This window comes from Mycobacterium sp. TH-M116 (genome assembly GCF_057473685.1).
Genome location: NZ_JBYCLC010000148.1, coordinates 33260 through 56455, shown reverse-complemented (window position 1 = coordinate 56455; position 23196 = coordinate 33260). Strand labels below are relative to the sequence as shown.

18 protein-coding genes, 1 tRNA gene and 1 pseudogene are annotated in these 23196 nt (G+C 71.3%); 9 read left to right on the top strand and 11 right to left on the bottom strand.

Going from position 1 to position 23196, the window contains the following annotated elements:
• A pseudogene (locus AC2VOK_RS07350) lies at positions 1-75 on the top strand (inorganic diphosphatase); the annotation flags it as partial.
• Between the two features lie 15 nt (positions 76-90).
• Here the strand turns inward: AC2VOK_RS07350 and AC2VOK_RS07345 are convergent.
• Complete coding sequence (locus AC2VOK_RS07345) at positions 91-1167, bottom strand: DUF475 domain-containing protein (RefSeq protein ID WP_428899868.1); 1077 nt, start codon at positions 1165-1167, stop codon at positions 91-93.
• A 167-nt stretch (positions 1168-1334) separates the two neighbouring features.
• Between AC2VOK_RS07345 and AC2VOK_RS07340 the strand changes: the two genes are divergently transcribed.
• From AC2VOK_RS07340 to AC2VOK_RS07330, 3 genes are read left to right on the top strand one after another with little or no spacing between them, the layout of a single operon-like run.
• Positions 1335-2558 (top strand): hypothetical protein, encoded by a 1224-nt coding sequence (locus AC2VOK_RS07340; RefSeq protein WP_428899876.1) that lies wholly within the window; start codon positions 1335-1337, stop codon positions 2556-2558.
• A 21-nt stretch (positions 2559-2579) separates the two neighbouring features.
• On the top strand, positions 2580-3281 hold the full coding sequence (locus tag AC2VOK_RS07335) for a glycosyltransferase family 2 protein (RefSeq protein WP_428899867.1): 702 nt from the start codon (positions 2580-2582) through the stop codon (positions 3279-3281).
• Positions 3282-3295: 14 nt separating this feature from the next.
• Positions 3296-3637, top strand: coding sequence for a DUF2304 domain-containing protein (locus AC2VOK_RS07330; RefSeq protein WP_421530959.1), 342 nt, complete (start codon positions 3296-3298; stop codon positions 3635-3637).
• Here AC2VOK_RS07330 and AC2VOK_RS07325 read toward each other — a convergent pair.
• Positions 3634-4578: an NAD-dependent epimerase/dehydratase family protein gene (locus AC2VOK_RS07325; protein WP_428899866.1), complete on the bottom strand. Its 945-nt coding sequence runs from the start codon at positions 4576-4578 to the stop codon at positions 3634-3636. The genes AC2VOK_RS07330 and AC2VOK_RS07325 overlap by 4 nt on opposite strands.
• A gap of 22 nt (positions 4579-4600) precedes the next feature.
• Here AC2VOK_RS07325 and AC2VOK_RS07320 point away from each other — a divergent pair, with 22 nt between their 5' ends.
• Positions 4601-6385, top strand: a complete 1785-nt coding sequence (locus AC2VOK_RS07320; RefSeq protein WP_428899875.1) for a hypothetical protein — start codon at positions 4601-4603, stop codon at positions 6383-6385.
• 305 nt (positions 6386-6690) lie between these two features.
• Here the strand turns inward: AC2VOK_RS07320 and AC2VOK_RS07315 are convergent, their stop codons facing one another.
• The 3 genes from AC2VOK_RS07315 to AC2VOK_RS07305 form a co-directional block, all read right to left on the bottom strand.
• Entirely contained in the window at positions 6691-8538 is a 1848-nt protein-coding gene (locus AC2VOK_RS07315; RefSeq protein ID WP_428899865.1) for a PE-PGRS family protein, read from the bottom strand.
• Positions 8539-9084: 546 nt separating this feature from the next.
• Positions 9085-9157 (bottom strand) — tRNA-Thr (locus AC2VOK_RS07310).
• Between the two features lie 98 nt (positions 9158-9255).
• Entirely contained in the window at positions 9256-10470 is a 1215-nt protein-coding gene (locus tag AC2VOK_RS07305; RefSeq protein ID WP_428899864.1) for a DNA polymerase III subunit delta', read from the bottom strand.
• Positions 10471-10624: 154 nt separating this feature from the next.
• Between AC2VOK_RS07305 and AC2VOK_RS07300 the strand changes: the two genes are divergently transcribed.
• On the top strand, positions 10625-12217 hold the full coding sequence (locus AC2VOK_RS07300; protein WP_421531331.1) for an adenylate/guanylate cyclase domain-containing protein: 1593 nt from the start codon (positions 10625-10627) through the stop codon (positions 12215-12217).
• Here AC2VOK_RS07300 and topA read toward each other — a convergent pair.
• The 3 genes from topA to cspA form a co-directional block, all read right to left on the bottom strand.
• The gene (gene topA / locus AC2VOK_RS07295) at positions 12214-15048 is read right to left on the bottom strand and encodes a type I DNA topoisomerase (RefSeq protein ID WP_428899863.1); all 2835 of its coding nucleotides are present in this window, start codon (positions 15046-15048) and stop codon (positions 12214-12216) included. The two genes, AC2VOK_RS07300 and topA, sit on opposite strands and share 4 nt — an antisense overlap.
• A gap of 194 nt (positions 15049-15242) precedes the next feature.
• Positions 15243-15833, bottom strand: coding sequence for a hypothetical protein (locus AC2VOK_RS07290; RefSeq protein WP_428899862.1), 591 nt, complete (start codon positions 15831-15833; stop codon positions 15243-15245).
• Between the two features lie 144 nt (positions 15834-15977).
• The gene (gene cspA / locus AC2VOK_RS07285; RefSeq protein WP_007772268.1) at positions 15978-16181 is read right to left on the bottom strand and encodes a cold shock protein CspA; all 204 of its coding nucleotides are present in this window, start codon (positions 16179-16181) and stop codon (positions 15978-15980) included.
• Between the two features lie 248 nt (positions 16182-16429).
• On the opposite strand from cspA, the gene AC2VOK_RS07280 reads away from it, so the two are divergent.
• From AC2VOK_RS07280 to AC2VOK_RS07270, 3 genes are all read left to right on the top strand, one after another.
• Positions 16430-18754, top strand: a complete 2325-nt coding sequence (locus tag AC2VOK_RS07280; RefSeq protein ID WP_428899861.1) for a DEAD/DEAH box helicase — start codon at positions 16430-16432, stop codon at positions 18752-18754.
• Between the two features lie 137 nt (positions 18755-18891).
• Positions 18892-21222, top strand: coding sequence for a PE family protein (locus tag AC2VOK_RS07275; protein ID WP_428899860.1), 2331 nt, complete (start codon positions 18892-18894; stop codon positions 21220-21222).
• Between the two features lie 84 nt (positions 21223-21306).
• Complete coding sequence (locus tag AC2VOK_RS07270; RefSeq protein WP_428899859.1) at positions 21307-22338, top strand: PAS domain-containing protein; 1032 nt, start codon at positions 21307-21309, stop codon at positions 22336-22338.
• Here the strand turns inward: AC2VOK_RS07270 and AC2VOK_RS07265 are convergent, their stop codons facing one another.
• From AC2VOK_RS07265 to AC2VOK_RS07255, 3 genes are read right to left on the bottom strand one after another with little or no spacing between them, the layout of a single operon-like run.
• Positions 22339-22659 carry an Rv3654c family TadE-like protein gene (locus AC2VOK_RS07265; RefSeq protein WP_428899858.1) on the bottom strand — a complete coding sequence of 107 codons (321 nt, stop codon included), beginning with the start codon at positions 22657-22659 and terminating at the stop codon, positions 22339-22341.
• A gap of 16 nt (positions 22660-22675) precedes the next feature.
• Entirely contained in the window at positions 22676-22966 is a 291-nt protein-coding gene (locus AC2VOK_RS07260) for a TadE family type IV pilus minor pilin (protein ID WP_428899874.1), read from the bottom strand.
• Positions 22967-23001: 35 nt separating this feature from the next.
• Positions 23002-23193: a DUF4244 domain-containing protein gene (locus AC2VOK_RS07255; RefSeq protein ID WP_428899873.1), complete on the bottom strand. Its 192-nt coding sequence runs from the start codon at positions 23191-23193 to the stop codon at positions 23002-23004.
• Positions 23194-23196: the final 3 nt, after the last annotated feature.

Genomic DNA, 23196 nt, shown 5'->3' with positions numbered 1-23196 from the left:
GACTTCGTCGGCCGCGCCGACGCGGAGGCCGAGATCCAGCGCTCGATCGAGCGGTTCAAGGCCCAGGGGCACTGACACCGCGGGAGGAAGTCAGGCGGCGGACCTGGAGTCGCGGCGGTTGCGCAGCACGCTCCAGGTCCACGCCGCCCCCACGACGAGCACACCGACCGACGCGGTGAATATTTCTGGTAGCTGATAGCGGGGTTCGATCGAGACCAGCATGATCACGGCCAGCACGCCGATCGCCCAGTGCGCGCCGTGTTCGAGATAGACGTAGCGTTCCAGCGCTTCCTGGTGGACCAGGTAGATGGTGATGGAGCGCACGAACATCGAGCCCACCACTCCCAGACCCAGGACGATGACGATCGGATCCGAGGTGATCGCGAAGGCGCCGGTGACCCCGTCGAACGAGAAGGCGGCGTCGAGAACCTCGAGGTAGAGGAACAGCATCAAACCGGCCCTGCCGACCGCCGCGCTGAGGGTCGGCGCCGTCTCCGCGTCGGACGGCCGGAACGCACGGCTGAGCCCGTTGACGACCAGGTACGTGACCAGGCCCAGCACTCCGGCGGTCAGCACCGTCGCACGTTCATCGCTGGAGTGCGTCAACCGGGTGCCGGCCAGGATCAGTGCGGTCCCGGTGACGATCACCGAAACCTGGCCGAGCCGCCCCACACGGGCGAAGGGGACCTCAATCCATTTGAGCCACTTGATTTCTCGGTCGTGGAAGACGAAGTCCAAAAACAGCATCAACAGGAAGATCCCACCGAACGCGGAGATCTGGGGGTGCGCGGCGATGATCAGCTTCTCGTAGCTCGGGGAGCCGTCCGGGAACACCAGGGCGCCGTTCGCCGGCGGATGCAGCGCCAGCTCCATCGCGCGAACCGGGTGCAGACCCGCGGTAGCCCAGACGATGACCAGCGGGAACAGCAGCCGCATCCCGAACACCGCGACCAGGATCCCGACCGTCAGGAACATCCGCTGCCACAGCGGGCTCATCCGCTTCAGAACCGCGGCGTTGATGATCGCGTTGTCGAAGGACAGCGAAACCTCGAGCACCGCCAACGCCAGCAGCAACAACAGGTCCTTGGTGCCGCCGTGGGCGTATCCGAGTGCAAGGGCGACCGCGGTGAGCAACAGCGAGACCCCGAAGGTGCGGAACGAGGCCATGAATCCTTCCCGACAGCCGCCAACACTAGCGAAACCGATCGCCGTCGCCGCGCGCCGACGGCGACACACTATCTTCAGGCTGTGTCGTTGCATCGGGTCGGCCGGCCAGGGGTGTCGTCCCGGTGACCGAAGTCGGAGCCACCAGCGGCCCGGTCGCTCGCGGCAGCATGGCCCGCGTCGGCGCTGCGACTGCGCTGACCGCCCTGTGTGGCTACGCGATCATCTATCTGGCCGCCCGTGACCTGGCCCCCGGCGGGTTCTCGGTGTTCGGGGTGTTCTGGGGCGCGTTCGGACTGGTCACCGGCGCGACCAACGGGCTGTTGCAGGAGACCACGCGGGAGGTCCGCGCGAACCGCCCCTTCGCCGGCTCCGACACCCCGCCCGGCCCGAACGGGACCCGCACCCATCCCTTGCGGATTGCCGCGCTGGTCGGGGTGGCCGCGGGGATCGTCATCGCCGGGAGCTCACCGTTGTGGAGCGGGCGGGTGTTCGTGGCCGAGCGCTGGTTGTCGGTCGCGCTGCTCGGCGTCGGGCTGGCCGGGTTCTGCCTGCACGCCACGCTGCTGGGCATGCTGGCCGGCACCGACCAATGGACGCAGTACGGGGCGCTGATGGTCACCGATGCGGTGATCCGGGTGTCGGTCGCCGCCGCCACGTTCACGCTCGGCTGGGGACTCGCCGGGTTCCTGTGGGCGACCGTGGCCGGCGCGGTGGCGTGGCTGATCATGCTGGTGGCCTCGCCGGCGGCTCGGCTCGCGGCCCGCGCGCGGACACCCGGCGGCGCGGCGACCTTCCTGCGGGGCGCCACCCATTCGATCACCGCGGCCGGGGCGAGCGCGATCCTGGTGATGGGGTTCCCTGTGCTGCTGAAGCTGACCAGCGCCGAGCTGGGGGCACAGGGCGGCGTGATCATCCTGGCGGTGACGTTGACCCGCGCGCCGCTGCTGGTGCCGCTGACCGCGATGCAGGGCAACCTGATCGCGCATTTCGTCGACGAGCGCAACGACCGACTGCGGGCACTGCTCGCACCGGCGGGGGCGATCGGCGGCATCGGGGTCCTCGGAGTTCTGGCGGCGGGCGTGGTGGGGCCGTGGTTGCTGCGCGTCGGGTTCGGGGCGCAGTACCAGGCGAGCGGCGCGCTGCTGGCCTGGCTGACCGCCGCCGCGGTGGCCATCGCGATGCTGACGCTGACGGGTGCCGCCGCGGTCGCGGCCGCGCTGCACCAGGCATATTCGCTCGGCTGGGTCGTCGCGACGGCGGCGTCGGGACTGCTGCTGATGGTGCCGCTGCCGCTGCCGGCCCGTACCGTGATCGGCCTGCTGTGCGGTCCGCTGGTAGGGATCGCTGTGCATGTCGTGGCACTCTCGCGTGCGGGGCGCTTCCCCGGCTGAACGGTGTCCTGGGTGTAGGTTATGGGGATCGAAAAGCACTATCCCGACGCCTGGATCGTCATCCCCGCCTTCAACGAGGCCGCCGTCATCGGCGAGGTGATCGCCGACGTCCGTGCGGTATTCGACCACGTCGTCTGCGTCGACGACGGCAGCACCGACGGGACCGGCGACATCGCGCTGCGGGCCGGGGCCCACCTCGTGCGCCATCCGGTCAACCTGGGTCAGGGCGCCGCGATCCAGACCGGTGTCGAGTACGCCCGAAAGCAGCCCGGGGCGCGGCTTTTCGCGACGTTCGACGCGGACGGCCAGCACCGTGTCAAAGACCTGGCCGCAATGGTGGACCGGCTCGGCGCGGGGGACGTCGACGTCGTGATCGGAACCCGATTCGGCGGCGGAGAGAGCGGCCGGCCGCCGTTGGTGAAACGCGTTGTGCTGCAGACCGCCGCGCGGCTGAGCCGGCGTGGCCGCCGCCTCGGCCTGACCGACACCAACAACGGGCTGCGGGTGTTCAACAAGAAGGTCGCCGACGGGCTCGACATCACGATGAGCGGCATGAGCCACGCCAACGAGTTCGTCATGCTGATCGACGAAAACCATTGGCGGGTAGCCGAACAACCGGTCGAAGTGCTCTACACCGAGTACTCGAAGTCCAAAGGGCAGCCGCTGCTCAACGGCGTCAACATCATCTTCGACGGGTTCCTGCGCGGCAGGCATCCGAGATGAAAAGGACTTAACGAATGAACTGGATCCAGGTGCTGCTGATCGGGTCGATCGTCGCACTGCTCGTCTACCTGCTGCGGTCGCGAAGGAGCGCGCGGTCGCGGGCCTGGGTCAAGGTCGGATATGTGGCCTTCGTGCTGGCCGGCGTCTATGCCGTGCTGCGGCCCGACGACACCACCGTGATCGCGCACTGGTTCGGGGTGCGCCGCGGCACCGACCTGATGCTCTACGCGCTGATCATGGCGTTCAGTTTCACCACGCTGAGCACCTACCTACGGTTCAAGGACCTCGAGTTGCGCTACGCGCGGCTGGCCCGGGCGGTCGCGCTCGAGGGTGCGCAGGCACCCGGGCAACGCTAGCCCGTGCGCACCCGGCGGAAGTAGTCGACGGTGCGGCGCACTCCCTCGTCCAGGTCCACCTGCGGGCGCCAGCCCAGCACGCTGTCGGCCAGGCCGATGTCCAGGCAGGACCGTTTCAGGTCGCCCAGGCGCGGCGGGTGGAACTGCGGGTCATCAGGCGCGCCGGCGGCCGCCGCCACCGCCGAATGCAGTTGCCGGTCCGAGGTTTCGGTGCCCGTGCCGATGTTGAAACGCTGCCCGCCGCCCGCCTCGCCGGAAGCCTTGACGAACGCCTCGACCACGTCGTCGACGAACACGTAGTCGCGGGTGTTGCCGCCGTCGCCGAACACCTTGGTGGGCTTGCCCGCCAACAGCGCCCGGGCGAAGATCGCCACCACGCCGGCCTCGCCGTGCGGGTCCTGGCGGGGGCCGTAGACGTTCGCCGGGGCGATGTGCGAGCAGTCCAGGCCGTACAGGTGGCGGAAGGTGTTCAGGTAGATCTCCCCCGCCACCTTGCCCGCGGCGTACGGCGACACCGGGTCGGTGGGGACCGTCTCGGGGGTCGGGTAGCGCGCCGGGACGCCGTAGATGGACCCGCCCGAGGAGGTGTGCACGATCTTGCGGACACCGGCGCGCCGCGCCGCCTCGGCCAGGCGGACCGTGCCGAGCACGTTGACCGACGCGTCGAACTGCGGGTCGGCGACCGAGCGCCGCACGTCGATCTGCGCCGCCAGGTGGAACACCACCTCGGGGCGGTGCCGGTCCAGGACGTCGTCCAGCTCCGCGGTCACGATGTCGGCCTCGACGAAGTCATAGGCCGGGTTGCCGGCCAGGTGTTCGAGGTTGGCCGCTTTGCCGCTGGCGAAGTTGTCCAGCCCCACCACCGTGTGACCGTCGGCCAGCAGACGGTCGACTAGCGTCGACCCGATGAAACCGGCTGCCCCGGTGACCAGTGCGCGCACCGGCCCACCATACCGGCGGGCCTTGCCCAAGACCCGCATCCCGTGGGTCGCCGTGGCCGCCGCCGCGCTGATCGCGGTGCAGCTGGGCATCCGCGCCGTGCTGGCGTTCGGCGGCTACTTTTACTGGGACGACCTGATTCTCGTCGGCAAGGCCGGCACCGAGGGGCTGTGGTCGCCGTCGTACCTGTTCGACGACCACGACGGTCACCTGATGCCGGCCGCGTTCCTGCTCGCCGGCGCCATCATCCGGGCCGCACCCCTGGACTGGACGGGCCCGGCGATCAGCCTCGTGCTGCTGGCGCTGCTGGTCTCGCTGGCCCTGCTGCGCGCCCTGTACGTCATCCTGGGCTGGCGCCCGGTGCTGCTGATCCCGTTGACGTTCGCGCTGTTCACCCCGCTGGCGGTGCCCGGGTTCGCCTGGTGGGCGGCGGCGCTGAACTCGCTGCCGATGCTGGCCGCGCTGTCCTGGGTGTGCGCCGACGCGATCCTGCTGGTGCGCACCGGCAACCGGCGTTACGCGGTGACCGGTGTGCTGGCCTACCTCGCGGGCCTGGTGTTCTTCGAGAAGGCCGCGGTGATCCCGTTCGTCGCCTTTGCCGTGGCCGCATTGCTGGCTCACGTGGGGGGCGACCGGTTGGCTCTGCGGACGGTGTGGCGGGCCGGTGTGCGGTTGTGGGTGGCCTGCCTGGCGCTGACCCTCGCCTGGGTGGCGGTCTATCTGGCTGTCGTCAACCAGCGGCGGTGGAGTTTCGACCCGTCGATGACCGGGGCGCTGCTGTGGCGATCGGTCACCCACGGCATCGTGCCCGGGCTGGCCGGCGGGCCGTGGCGCTGGGACCGGTGGGCCCCGGCCTCCCCGTGGGCCGCGCCCGGCCCGGCGGTGATGGCGCTCGGCTGGCTGCTGCTGGCCGGGCTGCTGGCGCTGTCCCTGGTCCGCAAGCAGCGCATCGGACCGGTCTGGCTCACCGCGGCCGGCTACGCCGTCGCCTGCCAGGTGCCGATCTACCTGATGCGCTCGTCGAAGCTGACCGCACTCGAGCTCGCCCAGACGCTGCGGTATCTGCCCGATCTCGTCGTGGTGCTGACGCTGCTGGCCGCCGTCGCGCTGTGCGCCCCCAACCGGCCGGGTCCGGCGCGCCGGCTGGACGCCTCTCCCGGGCGCGCCGTGGCGGTGGGTGTGCTGGCGGCGGCGTTCGTGGCCAGCAGCCTGTACTCGACGGCGACGTTTCTGGCGAGTTGGCGCGACAACCCCGCGCAGCCCTACCTGCGCAACACCCTGGCCGGCCTGGCGAGCGCGCACGCGGCCTCGAAGGCGCCGCTGCTCGACCAGGAGGTCGACCCGCTGGTGCTACAGCGGATCGTCGGACCAGAGAACCTGGCCAGCCACTTGTTCGCCCTGGTCCGGGACCGACCGGAATTCTCCTCGGCGACAACACAATTGCGCATGCTGGACAGCTCGGGCCGGCTGGTCGACGCGCACGTGACGTGGGTACGCACCATCGTGCCGGGACCGCTGCCGCGGTGCGGATACTTCGCGCAGCCGGACAAACCGGCGCGGCTGGTGCTCGACGGGCCCCTGCTGCCCGCCGACTGGACCGTCGAACTGAACTACCTGGCCAACAGCGACGGGTCGATGACGTTGTCGCTGAACCAGGGACCCGACGTCCGGGTTGCGGTGCATCCGGGACTCAACCGGGTTTTCGTGCGCCTGCCGGGTGCCGGGGATGCGATCACGGTGCGCGCCGACACCGCCGCGCTGTCGTTGTGCCTCGCGTCGGGGCCCGTGGGTTTCCTGGCGCCGGCCTGAGCGGCGCCGAGCGTCACGCTGGCGTGACAACGGACGCGGAGCGTCGCGCTGGCGTGACGCTCGGCGTCTGAAAGCGTGCAGCCGCCCGGGACGCGCGGGATCGCCTCTCTGCCCGGGGCCGGAGGACACGCGTACGCAACGACCGACGCGGCGGGTGCCGACCCCTGCGGACCCCGTCGTCGGGGATCGCGACCACGATCCGATCCGACCTGGGCACGGTGCAGCACGACGTTCTTGGCGCGGTCCACTACCCGACCGCGGTGTTGCCGGGGCGTCCCCTGATCGGCACAACACCGCGGCTGACCCTACCCACCGAGAACGTCCACCGTGTCGGCGCTGCCGACAGTGACGTACACGTCTCCGTTGACGGCGTTGAACGCCACCCCGTCCGGGACGCCGCCCACGGAGGCGGTGCCGATGACGGTGCCCGAGGAACTGATCTCCGACACCGTGTCGCTACCCGCGTTGGCCGCGTAGACGGTGCCTGTGGTGGGGTTGACCGCGAGCGCGTCCGGGTTGGTGCCGACGGTGATGGTGTCGATGACGGTGCCGGTGGAGTTGAGTTCCGTCACCGTGTTGCCGTCGGCGGTGCCGACATAGATGTCGCCGCTGGCGTTGACCGCCAGCCCGTCCGGATGACCGCCCACAGTATAGGTATCGAGGACAGTGCTTCCATAGGAGTTGAGCTCCGATACCGTGCCGCTGCCTCCGTTGGCGACATACACGTCGCTGTCGATGTTGCTGGAGTTGGTCGCCAGCGAGTCCGGTCCCGTCCCCACGGGGATGCTGGGGGCGGCTGCGCTTGAGCTGGGGAAGGGGGCGCTAGACGAAACCGAGCCGCTGACGTTGTTGGCGGCGACAACTTCGCCTCGGAAGCCCGCCACTACCGCGACCGGATCGTCCCCCACGGTGATTGTGTTGGAGACGCTGCCTGAGGAGCTGATCACCGATACCGTGTCGCTGCCTGCGTTGGCCACGTACACGTAGTTGGTTTCGGGGCTGACCGTTACCGCGTCCGGGTTGCTGCCCACGGTGATGGGATCACCGGTGATGCTGTTTGAGGGGCTGATCTCCGTCACCGTGCCGCTACTGACATCGTTGGTGACGTACACGTCGCCGCTGGAATTGACCGCCACCCCGTACGGATTGTTGTCCACGTGGATGGTGTCGATGACGGAGAATCCTGACCCCTTCCCCGCGAGGCCCGGATGCCCCGCTACGCCGCCCCACCCACCGGAATGGCCTGCGGCCCCGCCTGCACCCCCGGTTTCTCCGTTGCCGCCGTTGCCGCCGTTGCCACCGTCACCGGACGCGCCGAACCAGCCGCCATGCCCCCCGGTACCGGCGTTACCTCCGATTCCGCCGGTACCGCTGCTACCGCCGTCGCCCGCGTTGCCCCCGTCTCCGCCGAGACCCCCGTGACCGAAGAGGAACCCGCCCGCGCCTCCGGCACCGCCGGCACCCCCGTTCCCGCCCGTCCCCGCCCCAGTCGCGGTGAAACCGGTGCCACCGTTACCCCCGGTTCCACCGGTGCCGAACAGGAATCCGCCCGCGCCACCGTTTCCGCCCGCGCCACCGGCTCCGCCGTCGACTGTACTGACTCCGTTACCACCCGTGCCGCCGTGCCCGCCGACACCGAACAGGAACCCTCCGGCACCGCCCGCGCCGCCCGCTTGACCCGCTGCTCCGGAACCGCCGTTACCTCCGTTGCCGAAAATCCATCCACCGGCACCACCGGCCTTACCTGTATCCGCAGCTGCGCTGACACCGTTACCGAACAAGGGCCGCCCGGTCAGGTCGAGAACAGGAGAAAACCAATGCACACCGAGGAAAGACGCGGAGGGTGTCGACAATGTTGACACCACCGAGGATTCCGCATCGGAATACAGACTGGCTCCCGAACCGAGAATGTTGGCGAACCGGGCGTGAAAATTCCTCGCCTGAGTCGCGATCCCCTCAAACACCGCGGCGTGGCTGTTGAACAGCGCACTGATCGCGGCGGACACCTCGTCTTCGGCCATGGCCGGAATGTCGGTGAGGGCGGGTATCTTCGACGAGAGGCTCTCGTCGAGGGACGAACCGATGCCGGTCAAGCTGGAAACTGAGGAAAGAATCTCTTCGGGAATCACGGCAAGAAACGACAAGGTTTTCACAGCTCCAATCTGCGTCAGTGAGACTGATTCGTTTGTGCTGCAAGAACTTTAGCAAGCTTACGACTTTAGCTCTAGGAAGAAATCGGGATAATTCCAGATAATTCGCCCCGGCACCGCCGCCGCCGCGACCACGCCCCAGGCCCGTCACACCCCGCCCTGCCGCCGCGCCATCTGCTTGCAGGCATCGGAGCACCAGCGACGTTTCCGTCCCATTTTCGGATGTCTGAGCATCGCCGCGCACCCATCGCAGCGGCCGGTTGCTCCACAAAACATCGACCCGATCTGACTTCGCGCCGCGCTACGGAACGTCGGCGACCGCTTCGCCGGTATCTACCCTGACTAGCTGTCATCGTGAGACGCGCATCATTCCGGGGCACTCGACCCCCAACGTGACCGGAAAGCACTACATCATCGACCGCGCTTATCAGGCGGGGAACTACACCGCCGCGCTCGACGCGACAACACATTTCCGGCGAATAAGCGTCGAGCTGAGCCTCATTTACGCGTCGTAAGGGAGAACTGAACCGCCCCTCACTGCATGTTCGGAGCCGCCTAGGAGAATCGAACTCCTGACCTATTCATTACGAGTGAATCGCTCTACCGACTGAGCTAAGGCGGCGCGCCCGCGTGGGGCGGCACGAGTCTAACGCAAGTCAGGATTGCCCGGCTCCTCCTCGGGCCGCCCATACGGCAAGCATCGTCGCCGGGCGACGTCGATTACCCGAGTTCCTGGCCGATGGTGGCGACCATGGCGTCGACGGCGAACTTGGGTTTGACGTTTCTCGCCAGCGCCTCGCGGCATCCCAGCACCGCCTCGATGCAGCGCAGCAGCCGCCCGGGCGTGGCGTGGCGGGCCAGCGCCGCCACCCGCTCGGCCATGTCCGGGTGGTTGGGCCGGATCTCGCACGCACCCGCGGACATCACCAGCGCGTCCCGGAAATACGTCGCCAGGTCGATCAGGGCACGATCCAGTGCGTCCCGCGACGCCCGGGTGTGACGCGACTTCTGCCGCCGTTCCAGGTCTTTGATCGCGCCCGCCGCGCCGCGCAGCGCACCCGCGGCGCCCTTGCCGGTCCCGCCGGCGCCCAGCGCGGTCCGCAGCTCCTCGGTCTCGGCCTCGGCGCGGTCGGCGGTCAACACCACAGCTTCCGCCGCAGCCGCGGCCACCAGCTCCTCGGCGGCCGCATAAGCCCGCGCCGGGATCGCGGCGTCGCGCACCAGCGCCAGCGCCCGCTCCCGTCGCTGCCGGGCCTCGGGGTCGGTGGCCAGCCGCCGCGCGCGGCCCACGTGGCCGCCGCTGACCGAGGCGGCCCAGCCGGCGGTCCCGGCGTCCACACCGTCGGTGTCGACCAGCACACCCGCGATCGCCGCCGTCGACGGCGTCACGAGCGCGACGTGGCGGCACCGGGACCGCAGCGTGACCGCGATGTCCTCGGGATCCACCGACGGCGCGCACAGCAGGAACACCGTCGACGGCGGCGGTTCCTCGACGACTTTCAACAGGGCGTTCGCCGCGCCCTCGGTCAACCGGTCGGCGTCCTCGATCACCACGATCTGGCGGTGCCCGCCCGAGGGACGGCGCGATGCGATCTGCACGATGGCGCGCATCTCGTCGACCCCGATGGACAGCCCTTCGGGAATCACCCGGCGTACGTCGGCGTGGGTGCCGGCCATCGTCGTCGTGCACGCGCGGCAGCGCCCGCAACCCGGGCCGCCGTCGGCGATCGACCCGGTGCACTGCAGTGCGGCCGCAAAGCACAGCGCCGCCACCGAGCGCCCGGAACCCGGCGGCCCGGTGATGAGCCAGGCATGTGTCATAGTCCCGTCGATGCTGTCGCTGTGAGCGGAATCACCGCGCGCGGCCCTGGCCGCGGCCAGCAGCTCGGCCTCCACCGCCTCCTGGCCCACCAGCCGCGTAAACACCCCGGACATCACCGGCAACAGTAGTGACACCGTCCGACGGACACCGGCCGGCCACCATTTCGCGATCGTTTCGTGACCTCGCCAAGACACGGGCCCCGCCGCCCGACGTGCCGTGGTCCTTAGAGTTTTCCAACAAATAGCCGTGGACCGATACGGTGGATCCATGGCAACCGCGGCAACACTGCCCGGGCGGATCAATGGGTTCGTCCGGTGGGTGGTGCGCACCCCGTGGCCGCTGTTCCTGCTGGGCATGGTGCAGGCCGACATCGTCGGCGCCCTGGTCGTGCTCGGTTTCCTGCGCTACGGCCTGCCGCCCACGGACCGCCTCCAGCTGCAGGATCTTCCGGTCCGTAACCTGGCGGTGTTCGCGGCCTCGCTGGTGGTGTTGTTCCTCGCCGTCTCGGTGGTGAACCTCAAGCTGCTGATGCCCGTCTTCCGCTGGCAGCGCCGCGACAACCTGCTCACCGAAGCCGACCCGGCCGCCACCGAACTCGCGCGCAGCCGGGCGTTGCGCATGCCGTTCTACCGCACGCTCACCAGCATGGCGGCCTGGTGCATCGGCGGCGTGGTGTTCATCGTCGCCAGCTGGTCGGTCGCCGGGTTCGTGGCGCCCGTCGTGGCCGTCGCCATCGGCCTGGGCGCCGCCGCCACCGCGATCATCGGCTACCTGCAGTCCGAGCGGGTGCTGCGGCCGGTCGCCGTCGCCGCCCTGCGCAGCGGAGTGCCGGAGAACGTCAAGGCGCCCGGCGTCATCCTGCGGCAGATCCTGTCCTGGATGCTGTCCACCGCCGTGCCGGTGCTGGCGATCGTGCTGGCGGTGGTGGCCGACAAGGCCTCGTTGCTGCACGCCACGCCGGAGAAGTTGTTCACTCCGATCCTGTTGCTGGCCCTGGCGGCGCTGGGCATCGGGTTCGTCAGCACGCTGCTGGTGGCCATGTCGATCGCCGACCCGCTGCGCCAGCTGCGCTGGGCGCTGAGCGAGGTGCAGCGCGGAAACTACAACGCGCACATGCAGATCTATGACGCCAGCGAGCTGGGACTGCTGCAGGCCGGGTTCAACGACATGGTCCGCGACCTGTCCGAGCGGCAGCGGCTGCGGGACCTGTTCGGCCGCTACGTCGGCGAGGACGTGGCCCGCCGGGCCCTGGAGCGGGGCACCGAACTGGGCGGGCAGGAACGTCACGTCGCCGTGCTGTTCGTCGATCTGGTCGGTTCCACCCAGCTGGCCGCGACCCGCCCACCCGCCGAGGTCGTGCATTTGCTCAACGAATTCTTCCGGGTGGTCGTCGACACCGTCGGCCGGCACGGCGGGTTCGTCAACAAGTTCCAGGGCGACGCCGCGCTGGCCATTTTCGGCGCTCCCATCGAACACCCGGACGCCTCCGGCGGGGCGCTGGCGGCCGCCCGTGAGCTGCACGATGCGCTGCTGCCGGTCATCGGGTCCGCCGAGTTCGGGATCGGGGTGTCAGCCGGGCGGGCCATCGCCGGCCATATCGGTGCGCAGGCCCGCTTCGAGTACACCGTGATCGGCGATCCCGTCAACGAGGCCGCGCGCCTCACCGAGCTGGCCAAGCTGGAGACCGGTCACGTGCTCGCGTCGGCGAACGCGGTCAGCGGCGCGCTGGACGCCGAGGCCCTGTGCTGGGATGTCGGCGAGGTGGTCGAGCTGCGCGGGCGGGTGGCCCCCACCCAGCTGGCCCGGCCGGTGAAGCTCGCCGCCCACGGCGGGGTCACCCGGCAGCCGGTGTCGAGTTAGCCGCGCTTGGCGGGTTTCTTGGCCCCCGATTTGGCGGCAGCCTTGCGCGGCGCGGTTTTCTTGGCGGGCCGCTTCACCGGACCCCGCGCCCGGCGGTCGGCCAGCAGCTCGGCGGCCCGCGCGTCGGTGATCGACGCCACCTCGTCGCCCTTGCGCAGGCTGGCGTTGGTCTCTCCGTCGGTGACATAGGGGCCGAACCGGCCGTCCTTGATCACCATCGGCTTGCCCGACGCCGGATCGGTCCCCAGCTCGCGCAGCGGCGGTGCGGCAGCGGCCTGCCGGCCGCGTCGTTTGGGCTCGGCGTAGATGCGCAGCGCTTCCTCGAGGGTGATGTCGAAGATCTGCTCCTCGGTGGCCAGTGACCGGGAATCGGTGCCGCGCTTGAGGTAGGGCCCGTATCGGCCGTTCTGCGCGGTGATCTGCTCACCCGAGTCGGGGTCGACGCCGACCACGCGGGGCAGCGACAGCAGCGTGAGCGCGTCCTGCAGGGTGACGGTCTGCAGGTCCATGCTGCGCAGCAGCGAACCGGTCCGGGGCTTGGGGCCGGTGGGTTTCTTGCCCTTCTTCGCGGGCGCGGCGGCGCCGCCGTCCTCGTCGGGCGCCGGAGGCAGGACCTCGGTGACGTACGGGCCGTATCGGCCGTCCTTGGCGACGATCTCGTGGCCCGTCTCCGGATCCACCCCGAGCACGCGTCCCTCCTGCGGCGTGGCGAACAGTTCCTCGGCCAGGTCCAGAGTCAGTTCGTCGGGCGTCAGCGAGTCGTTGAGGTTGGCGCGCTGCGGCTTCGGTTCGCCGTCCTCGCCGGTCACCATGCGCTCCAGGTAGGCGCCGTTCTTGCCCACCCGGACATAGACCGGTCGGGCCTGATCGTCGTCGAACAGTGTGATCGAGTTGACCTCGCGGGCGTCGATGCCCTCGAGGTTGACCCCGACCAGCTTCTTCAGCCCCCCGGCGCGGGCCACCGAGTCGGCCACGCCGTGGTCCCCGCCGAAGTAGAAGTTGTTCAACCAGTCGGTGCGCCGTTCCTGGCCCGAGGCGATCGCGTCCAGTTCGTCTTCCATCGCGGCGGTGAAGTCGTAGTCGACGAGCCGGCCGAAGTGCTGCTCGAGCAGGCCGGTGACGGCGAACGCCACCCACGAGGGCACCAGCGCGCTGCCCTTCTTGTGGACGTAGCCGCGATCCTGGATGGTCTTGATGATCGACGAGTAGGTCGACGGCCGGCCGATGCCCAGCTCCTCGAGCGCCTTGACCAGCGAGGCCTCCGTGAAGCGCGCCGGCGGGTTGGTGGCGTGCCCGTCGGGGGTCAGCTCGCGGGCGGCCAGCCGCTGCCCCTCGGTCAGCTGCGGCAGCCGCCGCTCGGCGTCGTCGGCCTCGCCGCCGGCGAGTTCGTCGACGGTCTCCACGTAGGCCTTGAGGAAGCCCGCGAAGGTCAGGGTGCGGCCGCTGGCCGAGAACATTACCTGCTGGTCCCCGGAGCGCCCCGCGATCCGCAGGCTCAGCGTGGTCCCGCGCGCGTCGGCCATCTGCGAGGCGACCGTGCGCTGCCAGATGAGCTCGTAGAGCCGGAATTCGTCGCCGTTGAGTTCGCGGCGCACCGCGTCCGGGGTGGCGAACGTCTCACCCGCCGGGCGGATCGCCTCGTGCGCCTCCTGGGCGTTCTTCACCTTGCGGGTGTACTGGCGCGGGGATGCGGCGACGTACTCCTCGCCGTAGAGCTGACGCGCCTGGGTGCGCGCGGCGTCGATGGCCGACTGCGACAGCGTGGTCGAGTCGGTACGCATATAGGTGATGTAGCCGTTCTCGTAGAGCCGCTGGGCGATGCTCATCGTGCGCTCGGCGGAGAACCGCAGCTTGCGGCCCGCCTCCTGCTGCAGCGTGGAGGTCATGAACGGCGCGTAAGGGCGCCGCGTGTAGGGCTTCTCCTCCACCGACGCCACGGAAAGCTCGCTGCCCCGCAAGCCGGCCGCCAGCGCCGTCGCCCGCGCCTCGTCCAGCACCACAACGTCCGGGGCGACCCCATCGCCCCGGTTGCGCAGCTGCCCCAGGGAGTCGAAATCGCGGCCGGTGGCCACGCGCATGCCGTCCACGCTGGTCAGTCGGGCGTTGAAGATGGGCGGGGACGCTGTCGGGTCGGACACGCCGGCGTCCAGTTCGGCGACCACATCCCAGTACGACGCGCTGCGGAACGCCATCCGATCGCGCTCGCGCTGCACGATGATCCGGGTGGCCACCGACTGCACCCGACCCGCCGAAAGCCGGGGCGCGACCTTCTTCCACAGCACCGGGCTGACCTCATAGCCGTACAGCCGGTCCATGATGCGACGGGTCTCCTGCGCGTCGACCAGGTCGATGTCCAGGTCGCGCGGGTTGGCCGCGGCCTCCAGGATGGCCGGCTCGGTGATCTCGTGGAACACCATCCGCTTGACCGGGATACGCGGCTTCAGAGTTTCCAGCAGATGCCAGGCGATCGCCTCGCCCTCGCGGTCGCCATCTGTGGCCAGGTAGAGCTCGTCGACGTCTTTGAGCAGGCCCTTCAGCTCGCTGACTGTGCTCTTCTTCTCCGGACTGATGATGTAGAGCGGTTCGAAGTCGTGGTCGACATCGACGCCCAGCCGCGCCCAGGGCTCGGACTTGAACTTCGCGGGGACGTCGGCCGCCGCCCGCGGCAGGTCACGGATGTGGCCACGCGACGACTCGACGATGTACGCCGAGCCCAGATAGCCGGCCAGTTTTCGCGCCTTGGTCGGCGACTCGACGATCACCAGTCGCCTGGGGCTCCCGTTCACGGCGCCGCCAGGTCTTCTCGGTTCGTTCAGCTTCGGGTCAGCCAACTGCGCTTACACTCCATCTCTCGTCCCGGCCCCTCGCGAGACCGCCCTGCAGGAAGAATGACAGGCCGAGGGCGAAAATTCCGGTGAACTTCGGGCACGCGGGCGTTCCTTCGTCTTCAGGGCACCTGACAATTTCGCACCCTGGGGCGCGCCTGCGCAAACCGGCTCCGCCGAACGCGGGCCCTGACGCAGCGTCACACCCGCGGCCACGACGCCGACGCGTCCGCGTCGCCAGGTGGCTCCCCCACGTTCTCCACCAGGCGCGACAGGCGTCGGCGACCGCTGATCCGAAGCGCCGGCCGGCCGCCGCGGGTGCCGATCAGGGTGGGTGCAATCCCGACCCGCATGAGGGCCGACGCCAGCGGCGAGTGGGTGTCGGGCGCGTGCGGATCCAGACCCAGCAGATAGTGGTCGCCTTCGGGGCGGCCCGCCGCCAGGGTCCAGGCCCGCAGCTCGCGCGGCCCGGGCAACCACCGCGGGGGCACCGTCTTGACCGCGCCGCGCGTCCATTCGGCGGCGATGGTCACCAACGCCGGGCTCACCGCCGTCCGCACCAACGGGGTGTCCTCCTCCGTACGGCCGGTTTCGGGGACCAGGCCCGCGTCCCGGATCATCTCGGCGAGTGCCGACGCCCGCCAGAGCTGATCCACCACCACCGAGAGCCGGGCACCGTGGTCGCCGGGCGCGCCGACCATCACGATCTGCCCGGAAGCCGCCAGGACCCCGGCGAGATCGGTAGCCGCAGGCGGCACCGACTCCGCGGTGAAGAAGGACAGCTGGCTCACGCCACCGACAGTAGGGCAGTTCGGGTATCTGCGCCCCGAGGTGATCGGCGCGGCGTCGCTGCGGCGCGGCCGGGCCACGACGACAACCCCCGGCGGCCCGCTGGACAGGACCAACCGGGGGTTGTCGTGGGAGCCTGCTCGTCTCTACAGCGAGCGGACGCCGGTGGCCTGGGGGCCCTTCGGGCTGTGGCCGATCTCGAACTCAACCTTCTGGTTTTCCTCAAGGGTGCGGAAGCCCGAACCCTGGATCTCCGTGTAGTGGACAAAAACATCCGCGGAACCGTCTTCGGGGGCGATGAACCCGAAGCCCTTCTCCGCGTTGAACCACTTCACAGTTCCCTGTGGCATTTCTCGATCTTTCCTTTTCTTCTGGGTGCGGGGCACCGCTTTTCGGTGCCCCGGGCCTGATACGACCGCCATACCTCGCCGAGTCGCCGGAACTTCACCCGACCGATTAACCTCGCAGGAACCGCGGCCGCAACGTCGATCCTGCGAAAGTGTGACACGAACACAGAAGCTGCGACCCCCAGCAGTCAATCACGTTCGTCGCGTCGGCGACAGACTTGTACCGGCGACGGGGTATCGGAGGGTGCCTGGTGTCCAGTTTCGGCGCCGACCTGCTTGCCGTCGCGCTCGCCGGCGCCGCCGCGGACGAGCACCCGCTGCGCCACGTCGCCGAGCTGCCCGCGCGCCCCGGGCGGACAGCCGACTGGCCGGACTGGGCCGAGCCGGACGTGGTCCGGGCGTTCGCCGAACGCGGCATCACCCGCCCGTGGTCACACCAAGCGCGGGCCGCGGAGCTGGCCCACGCCGGGCGGCACGTGGTGGTCAGCACCGGCACCGCGTCGGGCAAATCGCTGGCCTATCAGCTTCCCGTCCTGCACGCCCTGGCCACCGACCCGCGGGCACGGGTGCTCTACCTGTCGCCCACCAAGGCGCTCGGCCACGACCAGTTGCGCGCCGCGCACACCCTGACCGCCGCCGTCGCGCGGCTGCGCGATCCCGGTCTCGGGGTGGCGCCCACCGCCTACGACGGCGACAGCCCCGCCGAGGTGCGCCGCTTCGCGCGCGAACGCTCCCGATGGCTGTTCTCCAACCCGGACATGATCCACGTGTCGATGTTGGGCAACCACGCCCGCTGGGCCGCCCTGCTGCGCGGCCTTCGGTTCCTGATCGTCGACGAATGTCATTACTACCGAGGGGTTTTCGGCTCGAACGTGGCCATGGTGCTGCGCCGGCTGCTGCGGGTGTGCGCGCGCTACTCGTCCTACCCGACGGTGATCTTCGCCAGCGCGACCACGGATTCGCCGGGCGCGACGGCCGCCGAGCTGATCGGACAGCCCGTCGAGGAGGTGACCGACGACGGCTCACCCCGGGGCTCCCGCACGGTGGCCCTGTGGGAGCCGGCGCTGCGCACCGACGTGACGGGCGAACACGGCGCGCCGGTGCGCCGTTCGGCCGGGGCCGAGGCGGCGCGGGTGATGGCCGACCTGGTCGCCGAGGGTGCCCAGACCCTGACGTTCGTGCGGTCGCGCCGGGCCGCGGAGCTGACCGCCCTGGGGGCGCGGGCACGGCTGGACGACGTCGCCCCCGACCTGTCGGGCACGGTCGCGTCGTATCGGGCCGGTTACCTCGCCGAGGACCGCACCGCGCTGGAGCGCGCCCTGGCCGAGGGTCGGCTGCGCGGTCTGGCCACCACGAACGCGCTGGAGTTGGGCGTGGACATCGCCGGGCTGGACGCGGTGGTGCTGGCCGGGTTCCCGGGCACGGTCGCCTCGTTCTGGCAGCAGGCGGGCCGGTCCGGTCGGCGGGGCCAGGGGGCGCTGGTCGTGCTGATCGCCCGCGACGACCCGCTGGACACCTACCTGGTGCACCACCCCGCCGCGCTGCTGGGCAAACCGGTCGAGCGGGTGGTGATCGATCCGGCCAACCCCTATCTGCTGGGCCCGCAACTGCTCTGCGCGGCAACCGAACTGCCGCTCGATGTGGCCGAAGTGCGCGCTCTGGGCGCAACCGAGGTCGCCGCGGGCCTGGTCGACGAGGGACTGCTGCGGCTGCGCAACGACCGCTATTTCCCCGCGCCGGGCCTGAACCCCCACGGCGCCGTGGACATCCGGGGCGCGGGTGGCCAGATCGTGATCGTGGAGGCCGACACCGGGCGGCTGCTGGGCAGCGTCGGCCTCAGCCAGGCCCCGGCCTGCGTCCACCCGGGGGCGGTGTATCTGCACCAGGGCGAGAGCTACGTCGTCGACTCCCTGGACTTCGACGGCGGGATCGCGTTCGTGCACGCCGAGGATCCCGGCCATACGACGTTCGCGCGCGAGCTCACCGACATCGTCGTCACCGGTGGCGGCGAACGGAGCGGGTTCGGCTCGGTCACGGTGGGTTTGGTGCCGGTCCGGGTCACCCGCCGGCTGGTCGGCTACCTGCGCCGCCGGCTTTCCGGGGAGGTCATCGACTTCGTGGAGCTCGACCTGCCCGAACACACCCTGGAGACGGTCGCGGTCATGTACACCGTCACGCCGGAGGCGTTGCTGGACGGCGGTATCGACGCACCCCGCATCCCCGGGTCGCTGCACGCCGCCGAGCACGCGGCGATCGGGCTGCTGCCGCTGGTGGCCAGCTGCGACCGCGGCGACATCGGCGGGCTGTCCACCGCGACCGGCCCCGACGGCCTGCCGAGTGTGTTCGTCTACGACGGCCACCCCGGCGGGGCGGGGTTCGCCGAACGCGGCTTCCGCCGGGCCGCCACCTGGCTGGGCGCCGCGGCGGAGGCCGTCGAGGCGTGCGAATGCGCGCGGGGCTGCCCGTCGTGCGTGCAGTCACCCAAATGCGGCAACGGCAACGACCCGCTCGACAAGGCCGGCGCGGTGACGGTGCTGCGGCTGGTGCTGGGGCGGTTGGTCGGCGAATCGCGCTGAACAGGTCGGATCAGGCCCGACACGTTAACGGGCGGCTGCCAGGTGTTGACGAACCGCTGACTGACCGCTCGTCGGCGTCAACACGCGGGTAGGTTTTAGCCCGAAATTACCGTTCGTGTCAGGCCGAGGGGGCTGCGATGTCATTGGTGGTGGTGCCGGACGCGATGGGGACGGCCGCGGGCGCGCTGGCCGATCTCGGCTCCAGAATCGACACGGCCAACGCGGCCGCGGCCGCACGGATCACGGGGGTGCTGCCGGCGGCCCAGGACGAGGTCTCGGCGGCCATCGCGGCGCTGTTCTCCACCCACGGTAGCGACTTTCAGTCGCTGGGCGCGCGGGCGGCGGCGTTCCACGGTCAGTTCGTGCAGCAGTTGACCGCGGCGACGCGCTCCTACGCCACCGCCGAGGCCGCCACCGTTTCGGCGTTCACGGCCAATCCGGTGCAGTCGATACAGCAGGCCGTGCTCGGCGCGATCAACGCGCCCAGCCTGGCGCTCACCGACCGCCCGCTGATCGGCAACGGCGCCAACGGGGCCCCGGGTACCGGGGCCAACGGCGCCCCGGGCGGCTGGCTGCTCGGCAACGGCGGGGCCGGCGGGGCCGGCGCGGCGGGCGAGGCCGGCGGCAACGGCGGGGCCGCGGGGCTGATCGGCACCGGCGGGGCCGGCGGCAGTGGCGGGTTCGGTAACGGCGGGAACGGCGGCAACGGCGGGGACGGCGGGCTGCTGTGGGGTAACGGCGGGGCCGGCGGGACCGGGCAATCCACTGGCGGCTCAATCGCAGGGAACGGCGGTGCCGGCGGCGCCGGCGGGCTGTTCGGCAGCGGCGGCGCGGGAGGAGCCGGCGGGACCAACTCCACCGGCGGCAACGGCGGGGCCGGCGGAGCCGGCGGGCTGTTCAGCGGATTCGTCGGCGGGGGCGGCGGCGCGGGCGGCACCGGCGGGACCGGCACCGTGGCAGACGGCGGCACCGGGGGCAACGGGGGCAACGCCGGCCCGCTGACCGGGCACGGCGGCGCCGGCGGGGCCGGCGGGTTCGGCAACGACAACGGCGGCGCCGGCGGGCACGGCGGCAACGCTGGACTGTTGTCCGGGGCCGGCGGCGTCGGCGGGGCCGGCGGCACCGGCTACGGGGGCACCGGCGGGGCGGGGGGGACCGGCGGCGACGCCACCCTGCTCGGAGCCGGCGGGGCAGGCGGGGCGGGCGGATACGGGGGCGGACAAGGCGGCGGCGGTGACGGCGGGGACGGCGGCCACGCCGGTGTGCTGCTGGGCACCGGCGGCGCCGGCGGGGCCGGCGGCCAGGGGCAAGTCACCGGCGGCGCCGGCGGTGACGGCGGTGCAGCCGCGCTGATCGGCACCCCCGGAAACGGCGGCGAGGGCGGGTTCGGCCCCACCATCGGTGGGGCGGGCATCGACGGCGGCGCCTCGCCGCTGCAGCCGGTGTTCAACGCGGTGAACGCCCCCGTCGAGACGCTGACCGGGCGTCCGCTCATCGGCAACGGCGCCAACGCCGCCACAGGCTCGGGCGCCGCCGGCGCGGCCGGCGGGTGGCTGATCGGCGACGGCGGGGCCGGCGGGGCCGGTGCCGTGGGCGCCGGCGGCGGTGACGGCGGCGCGGGCGGGCTGCTGGGGGCCGGCGGGGCCGGCGGGGCCGGCGGCTACGCCACATCCGGCGACGGCGGGGCCGGCGGAGCCGGCGGGGCTGGCGGGCTGTTCGGGGGCGGCGGCACGGGCGGAACCGGAGGATGGAGCGGGGGCGGCGACGGCGGCACCGGGGGCGCCGGCGGCACCGGGGGGCTGCTGGGCACAGGCGGCGGCATCGGCGGACCCGGCGGATTCGGCGCAGACGCGGGCGGCAACGGCGGCGCCGGCGGCGACGCCGGACCTCTGGCCGGCTACGGCCTGACCGGTAGCGGCGGCGCGGGCGGAGCCGGCGGATACGGCGGCACCACCACCGGCGGGGCCGGCGGGCACGGCGGCAACGGCGGACTGCTGTCGGGTGCCGGCGGGGCCGGCGGAACCGGCGGGTTCGGCAAGGACACCGGCGGCAGCGGCGGCAACGGCGGCAACGCGGCCCTGATCGGCGACGGGGGTGCCGGCGGCGGCGGCGGATTGGGGATCAACTCCGCCAGCGGAACCGGCGGCAACGGCGGTACCGCCATCCTGATCGGCGACGGCGGTGCCGGCGGCGGGGGCGGGGCCTCCGTCTCAGGGGACGCCGGGACTGGCGGGACGGGCGGCGACGCCGGCCTGTTTGGCAACGCGGGCGCCGGCGGGGAGGGCGGAACCTCCAAGATTACTGGCGGGGACGGCGGAACCGGCGGTAACGCGGTGCTGATCGGCGACGGCGGCAACGGCGGCAACGGCGGACCCGGCATCACTGACGGCGCCTCCGGCGCCTCCGGCGCGGGCGGCGCGCCCGGGTTGCTGGTGGGTGCACCCGGGATCGACGGGGCGACGCCGTAGCCGGCCGTTTGTGCTCCCCGGCACGCCGACAGGGCGGGCCGCCCGCCGGGTCCGGGGACGCGGCGCAGCCGGTAAACTGCGCGCATGGCCCACGACTGGTTGCTCGTGGAGACGTTGGGGGGCGACCCGGCTGTCGTGGCGCAGGGCCGGCAGCTGCAGAACCTCGTCCCGATCACCGCATTCCTGCGCCGGGGCCGCTACCTGCCCGCGGTGCGGACCGCGATCGCGGAGTCGGTGCAGACCGGCCAGCCGTTCACCAGCATCACCTCCAAGCGGGACCGTGTCATTCGCACCGAACCGGTGGTGATGTCCGACGGCCGCGTCCACGGCGTGCACGTGTGGATCGGCCCCCCCGACGAAGATCCGCCCGAACGGCCGATCCCCGGCCCGCTGAAGTGGGACCTGACACTGGGCGTGGCCACCGATACGCAGGAATCGCTCACCAACAGCGGCAAGAATCCCGAAATCGGGGTCACCCTGGGCAGGGCGTTCACCGAAGACCTGCCGTCGCGCGAGCTCAACCCGAACGAAGCCAAGGTGCTGGCCCTGGCCGTCGAAGCCGGGCCGGACCAGACATTCTGCAGCACCTGGGATTTCACCGACTGGCAGGGCATGCCCATCCGGATCGGCTTCGTCGCCCGCACCGCGCTGGAAGCGGGCGACGACGGCCGTGACCACCTCGTCGCGCGGGCGATGAACTGGCGCGCCGCAGTGGAAGGGCCCGTCGTATCCACCGACGACCTGGCGCAGCGGATTCTGGCGGGACTCGCGCGGGCCGGGGTTCACCGCGCGCTCGTCGACCTCTCGGACTGGACCCTGCTGCAATGGCTCGACGAGCCTTGCCCGTTCTACAACCGGCGCGCCGGCACTGTGGGCAAACCCGACGTTCACCCCGACGACGAACACCTGCTGGCCTCGATGACAGGGGAATGCGCCGACGGTGCGGCCGGCCGGGTGTTGCGGATGCCCGGACACGACGCGGATTGGGTACCCGTGCACGTCACCGTCAGCCGGGTGGAACTGCAACCGCAGACCTTCGCAGGGTTGATCTCGCTGCGGCTGCCCAGCGACGCCGAACTCGCCGAGGCGGGACTGGTGCAAGGCGACGCGACGTGACTATCCGGGGCCGGCGGGTCCCGCCCGGGCGGCCGCCCGGGCCGTGCCGCCTGGCCCCCTCCAGCCGACGGCCACGTCCACGGTGACGACCACGTCGAGCCCGTCCACCTCGCAGCCGGTCGCAGCGGCCCCCATCCGGTAGGCCACCGCTGCGGCGTGTGCGCAGGCCGCAGCCGCCCCCGCCGGCAGCCGGGCCGCAGCGGCCAGCGCGGCCAGATCGGCCGCCGCCTGCGCCCGATGCCGGGCCACCACCACCGCGCCGAGCGCGGCGCCCGCGACCGTGACGCACAGCACCACCACCACCATGGCGGCCGCGACCACGGTGGCCGACCCGCCCTCATCCCGGCACCTCGGCCGCCGAGAAGGTCGTGGCGCCGATGTCGAGGGCGGGCACCAGCGGCGAGCGCGCGACGACCGTGGCCACCACGAGATCGCCGTCCCGATGAACCTCGATGCGCGCCCCCGCAGGTGCAATGCGGCGGGCCGTGTCGAGCGCCCGGCGCTGGTCGCCGCGCGCGGCCAGGCGCGCGGCCTCGCGGGCGGCGTCGACGCAGCGCACCTGCATGGACACCGCCGTGACACCGCCCAGGCACAGCACGAACACCACCACCAGCGCAGCGATCGCCAGTGCCGCCTCGACGGTGCTCGCACCCGCACAGCCCGCTAGACCTTGGTGTTGAGCGCGCGACCGATGATGTTGGTCAGCGCCGACACGACCGAATCGCCGGTGACGACCGCGTAGAGGATCGCGCCGAAGGCCGCGGCAGCCAAAGTGCCGATGGCATATTCGACCGTCGACATGCCCGACTCGTCGACCGCCAGGGCGGTCATGCGAGCCAGAAATATGCGGAACATGTT